This is a genomic window from Luteimonas sp. TWI382, assembly GCF_039674545.1.
Taxonomy (GTDB): domain Bacteria; phylum Pseudomonadota; class Gammaproteobacteria; order Xanthomonadales; family Xanthomonadaceae; genus Luteimonas.
Window position 1 is genome coordinate 123,250 of the sequence record NZ_JBDJNS010000009.1, and the last position, 16,280, is coordinate 139,529.

Here is a 16,280-nt window from a genome sequence, read left to right on the forward strand (position 1 = left end):
TATCCTTATGAAAGCGCAGCTTGCGCTTTTTTTGACTTGGGATCTCTTTACACTTAGCAATAAATCTGAAACGACGCAAGTGCCACCGTATGCGACAGAATTTCATGCTCTCTCTAGCCGGATATTAGTTCCATTGGAACCTTTCCCCTTCGCCTCGGGAATTGCAGCGTCCTTCTGCTAGTGGACCCCTAGCTGCGTAGCTCGGCACGTTGTTCAGTGATATCGGGATTATAGAAATGAGTGGTTCGTAGCCGAGGCAGGCATGAGGCCGTTGCCAGCGGTGGTGGCGCAGCTACTGAATGGCATTTGTTCGCTCAGGTGCGCGCGTTGGCCAGTGCGCCGGTTAGTTTGGACCAGGTTCTCGGCCTTACCGTTAGTTCGTGGCGGTAGTGTCGGCTACGTACGTTGTGACCTCCTCCCAGTAACTGGTGATACGGCTACTGGGGGCGGGTCAACCAACAACACCGACAATCGTGGAGAGAAGACCACAGGCCGCGCCGGCGCGAGACCTTGTGCGGCGGAGCGCCTCACGGCGGGGCCCGGCGACGCACCGGCCGCCTGTCCGCACGCGATGCGGGAGTCACCCGCGATCTGGTCTCAACTCCGCACCGCAGCCCGACGACGACGCCATGCACGCCAGGCGATCGCGACGATGGCGACAAACAGCCACAGCGGCCAGAGCAGCGCCACCGCGACGCCGGCGTCGAGCAGGCCTTGCCAGCCGCCGCGTAGCGCCTGGCCGATCCGCACGAAGAAGCCGGGGCGTTGTTGGGCAAACACGGCCTCAGGGTCGACGCGTTCGCTGTGCCGGACTTGCGAGGGCTGATAGAGCGATAGATCGATCGTCGCGAATGCGATCCGGTCTTCGACTTCACGTTGCGTCACGCGGGCCTCGTCACGGGCCGCGAGCGCGCGTTCGCGGGCGGCGAACGTGTCGCCTTTGCGGTCCAGGCGGTCGCCGGTCTGCACCGCCTGGGCCAGCGACTGTTGCAACTCCTGGCTGCGGGCGTACGCCAGTTGCTGGCGCAGCAGGTCGAACTGCACGTCGCGTGCATCGAAGTCGCGGCTGTCGAGAAATTTCATCTGCTTGGCGAGCTCGCGCAGGAACGTCTGCGCGCGGTCGCTGGGCACGCGCACGGTCAGTTCCCCTGCAGTCTTGTACTCGATCAGCTCCAGCAGCTTGCCATCTCCAATGCGGTGCCGCTGCATGCCCTGGGTCTCGGACCGGATCCGGTTGGCGACCACGAAGCCGCCTTGCGCGGCGGCGAGATCCTCGATCGCGAGCGCCGAGCGGTAGACGTCGTCGACCGCGAACCGCGCTTGGGCGGCAAGGATGAAGCGGCGCGCGGGATCGGTCTGCGCCAGCGTGCCGGAGGCCATCTGCACGGCGGCATCGACCCCCGCTTCGGCCTCGGCGGCAGGTCCGGCGCCCGCCGCCGGCGACGACATCGCATCGGCTTGCATCGCCTCGGCCGCTGGCGGCGGCGCATCGGCCGCGTACTCGGTAGCTGTCTCACCCGAGGGCCGCGCACAGGCAGCCAGCAGCACGCAGAGCAGGCCGGTCGACAGTAGCCGGCGATGGCAGAGGACGTGCATGGGGATCTCCAAGAATGGGCGGGGTGCAGGGTCAACGCGCGACGCCGAGCATCGGGGCTAGCGACGCGACGCACAAGCAGGCCTCGCCCCCTGCCATCGGTCACCCCTGTGCTTTAACGCGAAGCCAACATTTCGCGCTCGCCGCCCCGCTAGCGTCATGCGCGACACATCCGTCACCTGGGGATCTCTGATGCGCCACCTGTTGCTCGCGACCGCGGTCGCGATGGGCCTTGCCGCCTGCGGCGACCGTCCGCCCGCCGATGCCGCTGCCAGTACGGCGGCGGCCGCTACCGCCAAGCCGGTATCGCTGGACGATGTGGCGCTGATTCCGCGCGCTGCGCTGTTCGGCAATCCCGAACGCGCCGGTGTGCAGCTCAGCCCCGACGGCCGCTACCTGAGTTGGCTGGCGCCGGTAGAGGGCACGATGAACGTCTGGGTGGCGCCAGCCGATGACCCGGGCGCGGCGAAGGCGGTCACCCAGGATGCGGCGCGCGGCATCCGCGACTATTTCTGGTCCTACCAGCCCGGCACGCTGCTGTACCTGCGCGACACCGGCGGCGACGAGGACTTCCACCTGTTCGCCGTCGACATCGACAGCGGACGCAGCCGCGACCTGACGCCGTTTCCCAAGACCACTGCACAGGTGGTGGGCATCAGCCATCGGCATCCCGATGCACTGCTGGTGGGCATGAACGATCGCGATCCACAGTGGCACGATCTCTATCGCGTCGACCTGGGCAGCGGCGCGCGCACGCTGGTGGCGCGCAACGACGATCGCATCGGCGGCTATCTGGCCGACGCCGACTATGCGCTGCGTTATGCCTCGCGCTCGCGTCCGGACGGCGGGCTGGACCTGCTGCGCCGCGATGGCGACGGCTGGGCGACGATCGAGGACGTGCCCTTCGAGGATGTGCTCAGCACCGGGCCCGCCGGGCTGACCGACGACGGCGCGACCTTGTACATGCGCGATTCGCGCGCGCGCGACACCGCCGCGCTGTTTGCGATCGACACCGCCAGCGGCGAGAAGCGGCTGGTGCACGAGGATGCGCGCGCGGATGTCGGCGGCGCCTTGTCCGACCCGCGTACCGGCGTCGTGCAGGCGGTCTCGGCGAACTACCTGCGCGAGGCCTGGACGGCAGTCGACGACCGTATCCGCGCCGATCTCGAGACGCTCGAGGCGATCGGTCCGGGCGAGGTCTCGATCAACAGCCGCACGCTCGACGATCGCCACTGGCTGGTTGCCTATTCGGCGGCCGAGTCGCCGGTCGTCTACTACCGTTACGACCGTCCGGCCGAAGGCGGCGCAGGCACGCTGACCCAGCTGTTCTCGGGACGTCCGGCGCTCGAGGGCAAGCCGCTGGTGCCGATGTGGCCGCTGGAACTCAAGTCGCGTGACGGACTGACGCTGGTCAGTTACCTCACACTGCCCAAGCACGCCGACGCCAACAACGACGGCAAGGCCGACGCGCCGGTGCCGCTGGTGCTGCGCGTGCACGGCGGGCCCTGGTCGCGCGATGGCTACGGCTTCAAGCCGACGGACCAGTGGCTGGCCAATCGCGGCTACGCGGTGTTGAGCGTCAACTTCCGCGGTTCGACCGGCTTCGGCAAACAGTTCACCAATGCCGGCAACGGCGAGTGGGCGGCCAAGATGCACGACGACCTGATCGATGCCGTGCAGTGGGCGGTCGACAGCGGCGTGACCACCGCCGACAAGGTCGCGATCATGGGCGGCAGCTATGGCGGCTACGCGACGCTGGTCGGGCTGACGTTCACGCCCGACACCTTCGCCTGCGGCGTCGACATCGTGGGCCCGTCCAATCTCAATACCTTGCTGTCGACGGTGCCGCCGTACTGGGCGAGCTTCTTCGAACAGCTCACCCGGCGCATGGGCGACCCGCGCACCGAAGCGGGCAAGGCCTGGCTGACCGAGCGCTCGCCGCTGAGCCGCGCCGATGCGATCACCAAGCCGCTGCTGATCGGTCAGGGTGCCAACGATCCGCGGGTCAAGCAGGCCGAGAGCGACCAGATCGTCGAGGCAATGACCGCCAAGTCGATCCCGGTCACCTACGTGCTGTTCCCCGACGAAGGCCACGGCTTCGCGCGGCCGGAGAACAGCACCGCGTTCAATGCGGTCACCGAGGGCTTCCTGCAGACGTGTCTGGGGGGCCGGGCACAGCCGATCGGCGACGACTTCGCAGGCTCGAGCATCACCGTGCCCACCGGCGCCGACCGCGTGCCGGGGCTGGCCGAGGCGCTGAAGACGCATACCCAGGACGTGCGCAAGTAACGCCGGTTTGACGGCCCGTCGCCGCGCGCGGCGGCGGGCCGGATTGCCGAACGCGCGCCAGAGCATCGCGATCCGATGCGCCGCGCAAACGCTGGCAACGTGCCGACCGCCTGCCCGATCAGCGTCGCTTGCCGCGCGCCGCGCCCGGCAAGGTCTGGCGCAAGGTGTCGAATCCCGCCCACGGATGCGTGCCGAGCCGCTTGAGGCGGGCCGGTGTATTGCGCAACGTCCACTGGTTGCCGGCCTTGACCCGGCCCAGCTCTTCCCAGCGCAGCGGCATCGCGACCGGGGCACCGGCCCGCGCGCGCAACGAGAACGAGGCCACCGCGGTCGCGCCGCGGCCGTTGCGCAGGTAGTCGACGAAGATTCGCTCCTTGCGGAACTTCTTGGTCGCCGTGGCGACGTAGGTCAAGGGCTCGAGCTGCGCCAGGCTCTGCGCGAAGGCCTGCGCGAATGGCTTGACGAGCGACCAGGCGCAGCCTGGATCGAGCGGCACCACCACGTGCAGGCCCTTGCCGCCGGAGGTGCGCACGAACGATTCGAGGCCCACCTGCTGCAGCAAACCGCGAATCTGGCGCGCGGCGGCCACGATATCGCGCCAGGCGATGCCCTCGCCGGGGTCGAGGTCGAAAACGATCCGGTCGGCGATGTCGGGCGTCTTGGCCTGCGCGCCCCAGGGATGGAACTCGAGCGCGTTGAACTGCACCAGCTCCAGTGCGGCCGCCGCGTCGTTGACGACGAGGTAGTCGCCGGTGCCCGATTCCTCCTTCAGCCGCACCGTCTCCACCAGTTGCATGCCCGCGGTGTGGTGCTTCTGGAAGAAGCAGGCACTGTCGATCCCGCCCGGGCAGCGGATCACCGACAGCGGCCGGCCGGCGATCTCGGGCAGCAACCAGTCCATGACGTTTTCGTAGTAGGCGGCGACATCGCCCTTGGTCAGGGTGTCGCCCGGAAACAGCACCTTGTCCGGGCTCGACAGCGTCGGCGGCGTGCGCGCGCCAGCGGGTGCCTTGCGGGTCGTCGTCTGCTTCGCGGGTGCGGCCGCGCCCGTGGCCGCACGCTTGCGGACGGGCGTCTTGCTGCGGGTCTGCGTCGCCATCTCGTCGTCTCCTTCGGGGCCACCGCGGTCGCTGTCGTACAGGTCCTCGATCGACTTGTCGGGCCGGACCGCCTTGAGCGAGGGCTGGCGCAGCAGGCCATGACCACCGGTGCCGCGCGAGAACACTTCGACCACGAAACGTGGCGCGAACCAGCGCGCGGCGCGCAGGTCGGTGTCGTTGGGCGGCACGTGGACCGTGGGGGCATCGCGCCCGGCCTTGCCGATGCGCTGGGCGATCTGTTCGAGCAGTGCGTCGCTGAAGCCCGAGCCCACGCGCCCGGCATAGCGCCAGCCATGCTCGGGATCGGGCCGGGCGAGCAACAGCGAACCGAAGCCGCTGCGGCTGCCCTTGGGCGGGGTGTAGCCGACCACCGCGTACTCGTCGCTGGCCAATTCCTTGGTCTTGCGCCAGTCGTCACCACGCCCGGGGCGATAGCCGCGGTCACCACGCTTGGAAATGATCCCCTCGAAACCGGCCTGCGAGGCCAGCTCGATCGCAGTCGCCGCCTCGCCCTCGATGTGCGAGCTCCAGGCCAGGTGCGCAGGCGGCGGATCACCGAGAATGCGCTGCAGCAGCGCCTTGCGTGCGAACAACAGCGCCTCGCTGATGTCGACCCCATCGACATGCAGCAGGTCGAACAGCACCAGCGCCAGCGCACCCTGGCGCGTCCCCGACAAGGTCTGCTGCAGCAGATTGAAATCGGCGCGCGCGCCGCGCCCGGCGATCAGCTCGCCGTCGAACGCGGCCGAACGCAGCCCCAGGCGGGTCAGCGCCTCGGTGATCTCGGGCACCTTGGCAGTCCATTCGAGCGCGTTGCGCGACCACAGCCGCACCTTGCCGCGCGCGATCGTCACCAGCAGACGGTAGCCATCCCACTTGAGCTCGTGCAGCCAGGCCTCGCCGGTGGGGGCGCTCTCGCCGAGCTTCGCAAGCTGGGGCGCAAACGGGCCGTCGGGCGCGGCGGCGCGGCGGGCGCCGTCGAGCTTGCGTGCGGCTGCGGCCCAGTCGTGTTTGCGGCGCGTGGCGACGGCGACCTCGCGCTCGCCGCGCTTGCGCGCCTTGCCGGTGCCGGCACGCTTGGCGTCTTCTGGCGGTGGCGGCGCGACGTCGCCGAGCAGGTCGTCGGCGTCCAGCTTGCCGGCGTACGCGTCGCGGTCCTTGAACAGCAGCCACTGGGGTTGCCGGCCCGGCCGGGCCGTGCGCACCAGGTGCCAGCGGCCCTTGAGCTTGCGGCCGAAGAGTTCGAAGCGCAGATGGCCCTTGGCCAGCGCCTGCTCCGGGTCGCCGTCCGCGACCCAGGCGCCGGTATCGAACCTGGCCACGTGGCCGCCGCCGTACTGGCCCTTGGGGATGTCGCCTTCGAAACCGGCGTAGGCCAGCGGATGGTCTTCGACCTGCACCGCCATGCGCTTGACGTCGGGGTCGTAGCTCGGCCCCTTGGGCACCGCCCAACTGCGCAGCGCATCGCCCACCTGCAGGCGGAAGTCGTAGTGGCGCCGGCTGGCATGGTGCAGCTGCACGACGAAGATCGCCCGCTTGCCGCGCGGCGCCGCCTTGCCCGGTTCCGGCTCGCGGGTCGTGTCGAACCTGCGCTTGCGGCGGTAGTCGGCGAGGGTCATGGCGTCACGACGCCTTGCGCACGGCCTTCTTCGCGGTCTTCTTGGCGGCCTTCTTGGCCGCGGCCGTCTTCTTCACGGGAACCTTCTTGGCCACGGCCTTGGCCGGCGTGCGCTTGTTGCTCTTGAGGCTCTGCTCGAGCAGCGAGACGAAGTCGACCACGTTGGTCGCCGCATCCTCGCGCGGTGCGGGCTCCTCGGTCACGCGTGTGGTTGCGCCCTTGGCCTTGATGCGCTTTTGGATGATCGCCGCCAACCGCTCGCGGAACTCGTCGTGGTAACCCTCGGGGTCCCAGTCGGCCGACATCGATTCGATCAGCTGCGTGGCCATCTGCACTTCCTTGTCGGCGATGCGGTACTTGGACGCATCGCCGGTGGGCAGCTTGTAGTCGTTGGGATCGACCAGCTCCTGCGGATAGCGCAGCAGCATCAGCACCAGCGCATCGTCCTCGGGCAGCACCGCGCACAGATACTCGCGCGTGCGGATCACGACCCGCGCGATACCGATCTTGCCGGTCTTCTTCAACGTCTCGCGCAGCAGCACGTAGCCCTTTTCGGCTTTCTTGCCCGGCACCAGCACGTAGGGTTTTTCAAAGAAGCGCGTGCCGATGCTGCCGGCATCGACGAAGGCCTCGACATCCACCGACTCGTGCGATTCGGGCGCGGCCGAGGCGATGTCCTCCTTCTCGATGACGACATAGCTGCCCTTGTCGTACTCGAAGGCCTTGACGATCTCCTTCCACGGCACCTCTTCGCCGGTGTCGGCGTTGACCCGCTCGAAGCGGATCGGCTTCTTGTCGCGCGAGTCGAGCATGCGGAAGCTCAGGTCGGTACGGCGCTCGCCCGACATCAGCGACACCGGGATGTTGAGCAGGCCGAACGACAGCGAGCCGGACCAGATGGGACGTGCCATGGGATCTCCGATGCGCAACGCGGCGCGAATGTGCGCGCCCTGCACAGCATGGCGGGACGCGGTTCTCGCAGGCTGGCAAACGCCTCGTGGACCCCGCGTCAACCTCGCTGCCCGCGATCGCATGCGCCCGGCAACGCGAGGGCGCCCGGCCGGGCGCCGCACTGCGACCCCAGGCGCGGTCAGTGACCAGATCGGGCATCCTGTGCGCCTTTCCGCCGGAGACTGCCATGCACCTGATGATCGTCGGCGCCAGCCGTGGGTTGGGCCGGGCCTTCGTCCAGGGGCTCGGCGGTCCGGGCGATATCGTGGTGGGGGTCTCACGCCAGCGCCCCGCGCTGAACGCACGTGTCGACGGCCCTGAGCTGACCTGGATCGAGGCCGACCTGGCCGACCCGCGCGCAGCGGCACGGGCGATCGCCGCAGCCTGTCCGCCGGTGCTCGACGTGCTGATCTACAACGTCGGCATCTGGGAGGCGCAGGCCTTCACGGCCGACTACGATTTCGAGCACCAGGACGACGACGCCACGCTCGATCTGGTGAACATCAACGTTGCAGCCCCGCTGTTGCTGCTGCGCCGGCTCATGCCGCAACTGGCCGCCAGCGCGCGACCCCGGGTCATCCTCACCGGCTCGACCTCGGGCCTGGCCCGCAGCGGCCGGCCGGAAGTGGCCTTCGGCGCCAGCAAAGCCGCCCTCAACGGCATCGCCGATGCGCTGCGCGAGGGCTTTCGCGACCGCCGACTCGGCGTCACCTGCCTGCAGCTGGGCGATCTCAACACCGACGACGGGCTGGACGCACCGCGTGACACCGCGGCCGCTCGCGACGACGGACGCACGGTTCCGGTCCACGATGTGGTGCATGTCGTGCGGACACTGCTCGAGCTGTCGGACGCCAGTTTCGTCCGAGAGCTGGTGATGCCCGCGATCGCCGATCCCCGCTTCTGACACGCCCAGCCTGGATGCACGGTTCGGCGCGGCTGCGATCGCGCCACGCTGGCGGCACAGTGGCAGACCAGCATGCGAGGGCTGCAGGCACGGCCGCGCCAGGCCGGGACGCTTTCACGCACGGTTGCGCGCGCCGGCGCACAGTGATGCGCATGCACCCAGACCACGACATCGACAAGACGCCCGACGAGCGCGACCGTGCCCCGGCCCCGGCCTCGCCGCAGGAAGCGCGCGAGCATCGTGGGCACCGTGAACGGCACGAAGAGAACACCCACGACGAGGCGCTGGAGGAGACGTTCCCGGCCAGCGATCCTGTCTCGCCGTTCGTGCCGGCGCGCGATCCCGAGTGAGGGCGCACCGCCGCCCGGGGACCGCCGCGCGCCCGCCCGGCGGCCAACACGTCGTTTGCGTGCCGGCCATTGGGGCCGACCCTAGCCGCACGACAGGGCCGGCCCCCTATAATCGCCGGTTGTAATCGTTTACACAGGATCGACGATGCGTCTTGACGACCGGCTGGAAGCGCTGCTCGCCCGTATGACCGTGGAGGAAAAGGTGGGCCAGCTCGGCATCTTCGCCGACATGCTGCGTCCGTTCGCCGCCGACGTGAATCCGGAGATGAACGAGCTCAACGCCGGCGAGTTGCGCGAGCGTATCCGGGCCGGGCATGTCGGCGCGGTCTTCAATGGCGTGGGCGCCGCCCAGGGTCGCGAGGCGCAGCGCATCGCGGTCGAGGAAAGCCGGCTCGGCATTCCGCTGCTGATGGGCGCGGACGTGATCCACGGTATGCGCACGGTGTTCCCGATTCCGTTGGGCGAAGCGGCGAGCTTCGAGCCTGAACTGGCCCGGCGCACCGCACGCGCGGCCGCGATCGAAGCCACCGCCTGCGGCCTGCACTGGACCTTCGCGCCCACGCTCGACATCGCCCGCGACCAGCGCTGGGGCCGCGTGGCCGAGGCGGCGGGCGAAGACGTGGTGCTGGCCAACGCCTTCGCGGCCGCGCGCGTGCGCGGCTTCCAGGGCGACGACCTGACCGCCGACGACGCGCTGCTGGCCAGCCCCAAGCACTTCGTCGGCTACGGCGCGGTGATGGGCGGGCTGGACTACAACAGCGTCGAGATCTCCGAGGGCACGCTGCGCGACGTCCATCTGCCGCCGTTCAAGGCCGCGATCGATGCCGGCGCGCTGACGGTCATGAGTGCGTTCAACGACATCAACGGCGTGCCGGCCTCGGCCCACGACGGCCTGCTGACCGACCTGCTGCGCGGCGAATGGACGTTCGGCGGCTTCGTGGTCTCCGACTACACCGCCGATTTCGAACTGGTCGCGCACGGCTTCGCCGCCGACGACCGCGAGGCGACGAAGCTGGCGTTCACCGCCGGGGTCGACATGAGCATGCAGAGCGGGCTCTACGCCGCGCACCTGCCCGATCTCGTCGCCAGCGGCGAGGTATCGATGGCGACGCTCGACGAAGGCGTGCGCCGGGTGTTCGCGGTCAAGCAGGCGATCGGCCTGTTCGACAATCCCTACCGCTCGCTCGACCCCGAGGCCGAAGCCGCGCTCGATCCCCAGGCGCTGCATGGCGCACTGGCACGCGAGGCCGCGCAGCGTTCGATCGTGCTGCTCAAGAACGACGGCGACCTGCTGCCGCTGAAGAAGGCCGGGCAGAAGATCGCGCTGATCGGGCCCTACGCGCGCGACCGCGACAATATCGAAGGCTGCTGGACCCTGTTCGGCGACAAGCGCCTGCACGTGAACCTCGAGGACGGCCTGCGCGCCGCGCTCGATGACGGCGACGCGCTGACGGTGGTCGACGGCAGCGGCATGGAAGACGCGCTCGACGGCGGCCTCGACGCTGCGGTGGCCGCCGCACGCGACGCCGATGTCGTGCTGCTGGCGATCGGCGAGCCGCAGAACTACAGCGGCGAAGCGCAGTCGCGCACGCAGATCGTGATCCCGCCCGCGCAGCAGGCGCTGGCCGAGGCCGTCGCTGCAACCGGCACGCCGGTCGTGGTGCTGTTGCGCCACGGTCGCGCGCTCGCATTGCACGGTGCGGTCCGCGATGCGCAGGCGATCCTGGCGACGTGGTTCCTCGGCACCGCGACGGGACCGGCGATCGCCGACGTGCTGTTCGGCGACTACAACCCGTCCGCGCGCCTGCCGGTGAGCTTCCCGCGCGACTCGGGCCAGCAGCCGCTGTACTACAACCGCCAGCGCACCGGCCGGCCCGAGCTGCCGGAGATGAGCGAGTTCAAGAGCCGTTGGCGCGAGATGCCGCACAGCCCGCTGTACCCGTTCGGCCATGGGCTGTCGTTTACGCGCTTCGAGTACGGCCCCGTGCAGCTGTCGGCCGACACGCTCGACTGGGACGGCACGCTGACCGTCTCGGCGACGCTACGCAACACCGGCGACCGCGCCGGCGAGGAAGTCGTGCAGCTGTACATCCACGATCGCGTCGCCAGTCGCGTGCGTCCGATCCGCGAGCTCAAGGCCTTCCGCAAGGTCGCACTCGCCCCGGGCGAGGAGACCACGGTCACGTTCGAACTGCAGCGCGACCAGCTCGCCTTCACCACCCGCAGCGGCGCCTTCGCCGCCGAGCCGGGCCTGTTCGACGTGTGGATCGCCCCGCATTGCGAGGCGGGCGAGGCAGTGCAGTTCTCGCTGCGCGGGGCGTAACGCGCGCAGCGGGCGCCCGCGCCCGGAGCATGACCATCCGTCGCCGCGTAAGGCGACGGCGGTCGACTCTCAGTCCGCGTCGGCCGCGTACTGCTTCTCTTCGATGAAGCCGGCGCCGGCCAGGCGGTTGATTGCGTTCTTGAGCTCGACGCGGGCGTGGTTGGTCGTGGCGACCGCGCGCGCGAGGCGGATGAATTCGTCGTCGAAGGTCTGGCTGCGCTCGCGGTCGCGCAGGCCGTCCTGGATGTCCCACATCGTCGCGTTGACCGCCTTGAGCTCGGCCTTCAGTGGCGCGAAACCGGGATCGCCCGCTTCGACGCCGCGCCAGGGCGTCAGCAGCGCGTCGAGTTCGGTGCGCACGTGCGCGAGCTTGTCGGCATCGTCGAGCCGCTCGGCCTTGATTTCGAGGATGGTGATCTTGTCGGCGAGTTCGCCGACCGATACCGGGGTCATCACTGCGCCCATGTCTGTCTCCTCGTCGCTGGCAAGCCGCTCATTCTAGTCGCGTGCCGCCGCCGCGGGCTGGTGGATCGCCGGGATCGTCCAGCCCTGGACCAGCGCGTACAGGATGCGGCGGTCTTCCTCGTCGAGCCCGCCGCTCGCCTGGGCGCGATAGCGCAGTCGAAACGCGCGCGCAGTCGCGTCCGGATCGTCGATCGAATAGCCCAGCGTACGCAGCGCCTGCAACGCATCGAAGCCTGCCGGCGCCGGCGGCGTGCCGTCCTGCGGCCAGAGACCATAGCCGTGCTCGGCGAGGCGGCGCCAGGGGAAATGCACGCCCGGGTCGATCTTGCGCGTGGGCGCGAGGTCGGAATGGCCGATGACGTTCTCCGGCGCGATCCGCCAGCGCGTGCGCAGGTCCTCGAGCAACACCAGCAGGCTCTCGATCAAGGGCTCGGCGAACGGCTCGCGGCCGTTGTTGTCGAGTTCGATGCCGATCGAGGCCGAATTGACGTCGGTGATCGCGCCCCAGCGGCCGGCGCCGGCGTGCCAGGCGCGGTCGAGGTCGGACACCAACTGGTAGCGCTCGCCGTGTTTGCCGATCAGATAGTGCGCACTGACCCGGCCGCCGCTGTTGGCGGTGCGCAGCGTGTCGAGACTGCGCGCGACCGAGTCCTGCTCGGTGTAGTGCAGCACCACCAGCACCGGCCGGCGCGCATCAGCGTTGGCCGACGGCACCCAGGTGGCGAGCGGATTGCGCGGGGCCTGGTGGGCGCAGGCCGCCAGCAGCAGCGCGGCGACGAGGAGAGAAAGGAGGCGCATCGCCGCATTGCACCCGTTCGCCGCCGCGGACGCAACCCACGCCCGATCCACCGCCTGCTCAGCGATCCAGGAGCACGCGCACCCGGGTGCCTTGGGGCAGACGCTCGACGCGCAACTCGTACCAGCATCGGTCGCGGGCGAGTCGTTCGCACTTCCACGACAGGAAGTCGAGCGACCAGGTCAGCGGCGCCGCGCCGCTGCGCTGCAGAAACTCATCGAGCGGGAACACCGCCTCCAGGCGCCGATCCTCGCGCAGCGACCACGCTGTCCAGTGCAGCAGCCAGTCGTAGTCGGCCTGGGGAACATCGGGTTGCATCGGGGGCCTATCGAAGTCGATCGGGTGTCACCTGGACGGCTGCGCCATCAGGCATGGGGCGGGCGTTCGCGGACGATGCGCACCTGTTGGAGGCCGTCTGGCGACGTGCACGTTTGGATCTCGTACCACTCGCCGGTACGGATCAGCCGGTCGCTGGCCCAGGACACGAACGCGAACGCCCAGTCCTGGCCCGCCACATGGCTCCGATGCACGAACGCCTCGAGCGGCAGGTCCAGCTGCTCGCCTTGCGGGCAGGCCTGCCAATCGGACAGTGCGGCAATCCAGTCGAACGCGGTGCGGGCCAGCATGACAAGACGCGGGGCGCCCGCCCGCATCGCCTTCGCGATGCGGGCAAGCGCCTCCGGACCTACTGGCGCGCCACGAGGGTCAGACCGGCGTACGTGCCGGTGAGGCGGATGTAGTACTTGCCCGCCTGCGGGGCGGTGAAGCGCACGGTCTCGGTGTTGCTCTTGGCACGAGCGGAGAATGCATCCCGATCGGTCGCAGTCGGCACGCGCCCCATGGCGACATACATCGACACGTCGCCAGTGCCGCCGAAGGTCATGAAGGTCAGGACCGCGCCGGCCTTCGCCTCGAACGTGTAGAGGCCATCCTCGACGCCGTTGCTGAGCCCGCGCAGTTCGACCTTGTTGGTCAGCGGCACTTCCAGCGGCGCGCAGTCGCTGGTGCACGGCGGTTGCGTCGCGCGATGCAGCAGCTGGGCTGCATCGAGGATGCCTGCGCCCATCGGCGTGTTGGTGGGAATGGCCACCGGGAACGGCCGCGCGGTGCGGCGCAACAGGTCGCGCATCTCGCTCCAGGTCAGCGGCGTGTCGACGACGCTTTGCACCATCGCCGCGGCCGCGGCCACGTGCGGCGAGGCCATCGAGGTGCCGGTGTAGCCGCCCAGGATCCAGTCAGTGGTCGGCCGCGTGGCACCGGCATTGAGGACCTGGAAGATGTAGCCGTTGGGATCGCCGTCGACGTCGCCGCCACCGCCCGGCGCCGACAGGTCGACGCGGGACCCCCAGCTGGAATAGCTGGCCTTGCCGCCGGTCACGCGCGTCGCACCGACCGAGATGACGCCCGTGCACGAACTCATGGTGTAGGTGCCGGCATTGGCGTTTGAATTGCCGGCGGCCACGACGATGATCGCGCCCTGCGCGTTGATCTTGTCGATGGCGTCCTGATACAGCGCCGGACAGGCCTGCGGGCCGGTGCTGCCCAGGCTCATGTTGATGATCTCGGCCGGATTGGGGTTGGCGGGCACGCCCTCGACCGGCAGGCCGGCGGCCCACATCATGCCGTCGGCGATGTCGCTGCCGTAGCCGCCGCACGAGCCGAGCACACGCACCGGCACGACCTTGGCGTTGTGGGCGAGACCGGCCAAGCCGGCGCCATTGTTGGTCTGCTGGGCGATCGTGCCGGCAACGTGGCTGCCGTGCCAGGAGCTGTCGCGCGGCGCATTGCCCTGCGCGCCCAGCGCCGTGCAGTAGTTGGCCTCGACCCAGTCGCCCACGTCCCAGCCGCCGGCCACGCGGGCATCGGTGTCGCGGCGGGAGATGCGCCGGTCGCTGATCATGTCGTAGCCGGGCAGAACGTTGGCCGCGAGATCGGGATGGTTTTCGACGATGCCGGTGTCGACCACCGCGACCACGACGCCTTCGCCGGTGGAGATGTCCCAGGCCTGCTCGGCACGCACACCGCCGGTCGGGTCCTTGAAGTTCCACTGGAAGCGCGCGTATTCCGGATCGTTGGGCACCGCGGCCGGCATCGCCGTCGGCGACCGCGCCACGTCGGCGCGCTGATAGAGCCGGTCGACCTCGACCCGGAGCACGCCGGGCTCGGCCGACAGCTCGCGGATGAAACTCGCGCGCTCGGACTCGGTCATCGGGCGCGAGGCCTGCACCACGTGCCAGCCTGGCGCGGCCATGCTGCGCAGTACGCGTGCGGTGGCGGCCGGGCGGGCGGCCGCGGTCGCCGTCGCGGCGACTGCGCTCGACAAGCCGGCGCGACGCACGCTGCTCGTCAGTGCGCTGCTCAGGGCTGCGCGACCCTGCGCCGCCGGCTGCCCGGTCTTGACGACGAACCGCTGGCCCGCGATCGCAGCGGCTTGCGTCTCACCGGCGAGGTCACGGGTCACGCTGCGGTCGAGGCGAGGGCCTGCGGCCTGCGCGCCGCCGGTCAGCAGGATGGCGGCGATCGCCGCGCCGAGGGTGGTCTGGATACGCATGGAACGTGTCTCCGTCGAAGAAGGGGATACCGCGAAAGCGGCGCCGTCGCAGGACGGCGCCGGGGTGTCACAGGTCGATGCCGAAACCGAAGCCGGCCGACTTCTCGTCGCCGCTGAACGCGCCGCCGAGACTGAAGGACGCGCGCTCGCCGACCCGCTTGGCATAGCCGATCGACAACGCCTGCTCGCCGCTCTGGAAACCGGCGCCCACCGCCACGCGCCCGCGCGGGCTCTGCGTGCCGGCGGCATTGGTGGCCATGTTGAGCATCGCCGCGCTCATCGCGCCCTGGCGGTCCATGCGCCGGTCGACATCGCTGAAACGACGCTCGACATCGCCGCGATAGGCTTCGAACTGGTCGCCCCACGCGGCCAGGCGCTGGTCGGTGTAGGCCTTGGACGAAGCCACCGCCTGGGTCGCGGTGGTGTCGGCATAGGCCTTGGCCTCGGTGACGCCGGCGCGGACCTGGGCGACGTTGGCCGCATCGGTCGCCTGGGTGCCGGCGGCAACGTTGGCGATCTGCCGCTCGGCGCCCGCGCTGCCGACCGAGACGGTCTGGGCACGGTCGGCCACCGAGCCCTGGCCGAGGGCGACCGCGCCCTGCGCGGTGACGCTGGCCCCCTGGCCGAGCGCGGTGCCGGAAGCCGCGCTGACCGAAGCGCTTTCGCCCACCGCCACGGCATTGGTCGCCTCGGCGGAGATGCGGCTGTTGGCGCCGATCGCAGTGCTGCCATCGGCATGGACCTGCGCGTTGCCGCCGACGGCCGTGTCGTTGGACCCGTGCGCATAGGCATCACCGCCAAGCGCGACCCCGTTGGCGCCATTGGCCGCGGCGCCTGCGCCGACCGCCACCGCATTGGTGTCCGCGCCCACCGTGGCCGGGGCGCCGCCCCCGACCGCGACCCGGTCGTTGGTGCCTTGGTTGCTGTCGATCACGGTCTCGACCGACCCGATGCGGGTCTTGAGCTGGCTGATCTGCACGTCGAGCGCGGCGAACGTCGCACCGATCGAGGCGTACTGCGTGCCCTGCACGGCATAGCTCGGGGCGGCCAGGGTGCCAAACGCAGTGACCGCGGCGCCGCCGCCCAGGACGTCGGCCATGCTCTGCAGACCGCTGTGCAGCTGGGCGCCATTGATGGCCTGGGTGCTGTCGGCCGACACGGCGCCCGCGGCCAGGTTCGACAGCACCGTGCCCTCGGCGCCAGCCAACGAGATGCGCGCCTTGTCGGCGTCGTCGTAGGCCACCGCGTTCTGCGCGACGCCGGCCACATCGCCGATGCGCGTGTCCAGGTCGTCCACGCGGCCTTCGACCGCCGTCACCCGCGTATTGGTCTCGAACAG

At 69.8% G+C, this 16,280-nt stretch carries 13 protein-coding genes; 4 read left to right on the forward strand and 9 right to left on the reverse strand.

Annotation, left to right across the window (positions count from 1 at the left end; translation table 11 throughout):
• Nucleotides 1-597 precede the first annotated feature (597 nt).
• Entirely contained in the window at nucleotides 598-1,596 is a 999-nt protein-coding gene (locus ABE505_RS08325) for a DUF4349 domain-containing protein (protein ID WP_346443557.1), read from the reverse strand.
• A gap of 190 nt (nucleotides 1,597-1,786) precedes the next feature.
• On the opposite strand from ABE505_RS08325, the gene ABE505_RS08330 reads away from it, so the two are divergent.
• The gene (locus tag ABE505_RS08330; RefSeq protein ID WP_346443683.1) at nucleotides 1,787-3,883 is read left to right on the forward strand and encodes a S9 family peptidase; all 2,097 of its coding nucleotides are present in this window, start codon (nucleotides 1,787-1,789) and stop codon (nucleotides 3,881-3,883) included.
• A 118-nt stretch (nucleotides 3,884-4,001) separates the two neighbouring features.
• Here the strand turns inward: ABE505_RS08330 and ligD are convergent, their stop codons facing one another.
• Both ligD and ABE505_RS08340 read right to left on the reverse strand, forming a co-directional pair.
• The gene (ligD, locus tag ABE505_RS08335) at nucleotides 4,002-6,602 is read right to left on the reverse strand and encodes a DNA ligase D (RefSeq protein WP_346443556.1); all 2,601 of its coding nucleotides are present in this window, start codon (nucleotides 6,600-6,602) and stop codon (nucleotides 4,002-4,004) included.
• Nucleotides 6,603-6,606: 4 nt separating this feature from the next.
• Nucleotides 6,607-7,512 (reverse strand): Ku protein, encoded by a 906-nt coding sequence (locus tag ABE505_RS08340; RefSeq protein ID WP_346443554.1) that lies wholly within the window; start codon nucleotides 7,510-7,512, stop codon nucleotides 6,607-6,609.
• A 227-nt stretch (nucleotides 7,513-7,739) separates the two neighbouring features.
• Between ABE505_RS08340 and ABE505_RS08345 the strand changes: the two genes are divergently transcribed.
• The 3 genes from ABE505_RS08345 to ABE505_RS08355 all read left to right on the forward strand — a co-directional run bounded on the left by ABE505_RS08345 (nucleotide 7,740) and on the right by ABE505_RS08355 (nucleotide 11,129).
• Entirely contained in the window at nucleotides 7,740-8,456 is a 717-nt protein-coding gene (locus ABE505_RS08345; RefSeq protein ID WP_346443553.1) for an SDR family NAD(P)-dependent oxidoreductase, read from the forward strand.
• A 152-nt stretch (nucleotides 8,457-8,608) separates the two neighbouring features.
• Entirely contained in the window at nucleotides 8,609-8,806 is a 198-nt protein-coding gene (locus tag ABE505_RS08350; RefSeq protein ID WP_346443685.1) for a hypothetical protein, read from the forward strand.
• 145 nt (nucleotides 8,807-8,951) lie between these two features.
• Nucleotides 8,952-11,129, forward strand: coding sequence for a glycoside hydrolase family 3 N-terminal domain-containing protein (locus tag ABE505_RS08355; protein WP_346443551.1), 2,178 nt, complete (start codon nucleotides 8,952-8,954; stop codon nucleotides 11,127-11,129).
• Nucleotides 11,130-11,198: 69 nt separating this feature from the next.
• Here ABE505_RS08355 and ABE505_RS08360 read toward each other — a convergent pair whose 3' ends face one another.
• The 6 genes from ABE505_RS08360 to ABE505_RS08385 all read right to left on the reverse strand — a co-directional run.
• Nucleotides 11,199-11,594, reverse strand: coding sequence for a DUF6165 family protein (locus ABE505_RS08360; protein WP_346443549.1), 396 nt, complete (start codon nucleotides 11,592-11,594; stop codon nucleotides 11,199-11,201).
• Between the two features lie 33 nt (nucleotides 11,595-11,627).
• Entirely contained in the window at nucleotides 11,628-12,392 is a 765-nt protein-coding gene (locus ABE505_RS08365) for an N-acetylmuramoyl-L-alanine amidase (protein WP_346443547.1), read from the reverse strand.
• A gap of 58 nt (nucleotides 12,393-12,450) precedes the next feature.
• Nucleotides 12,451-12,708, reverse strand: coding sequence for a hypothetical protein (locus tag ABE505_RS08370; RefSeq protein ID WP_346443545.1), 258 nt, complete (start codon nucleotides 12,706-12,708; stop codon nucleotides 12,451-12,453).
• 47 nt (nucleotides 12,709-12,755) lie between these two features.
• On the reverse strand, nucleotides 12,756-13,016 hold the full coding sequence (locus tag ABE505_RS08375) for a hypothetical protein (protein WP_346443544.1): 261 nt from the start codon (nucleotides 13,014-13,016) through the stop codon (nucleotides 12,756-12,758).
• Between the two features lie 59 nt (nucleotides 13,017-13,075).
• Entirely contained in the window at nucleotides 13,076-14,941 is a 1,866-nt protein-coding gene (locus ABE505_RS08380) for a S8 family peptidase (protein ID WP_346443543.1), read from the reverse strand.
• A gap of 67 nt (nucleotides 14,942-15,008) precedes the next feature.
• Nucleotides 15,009-16,280, reverse strand: a 1,272-nt coding sequence (locus tag ABE505_RS08385; RefSeq protein ID WP_346443541.1) for a YadA-like family protein, incomplete at its 5' end; no start/stop codon positions are given.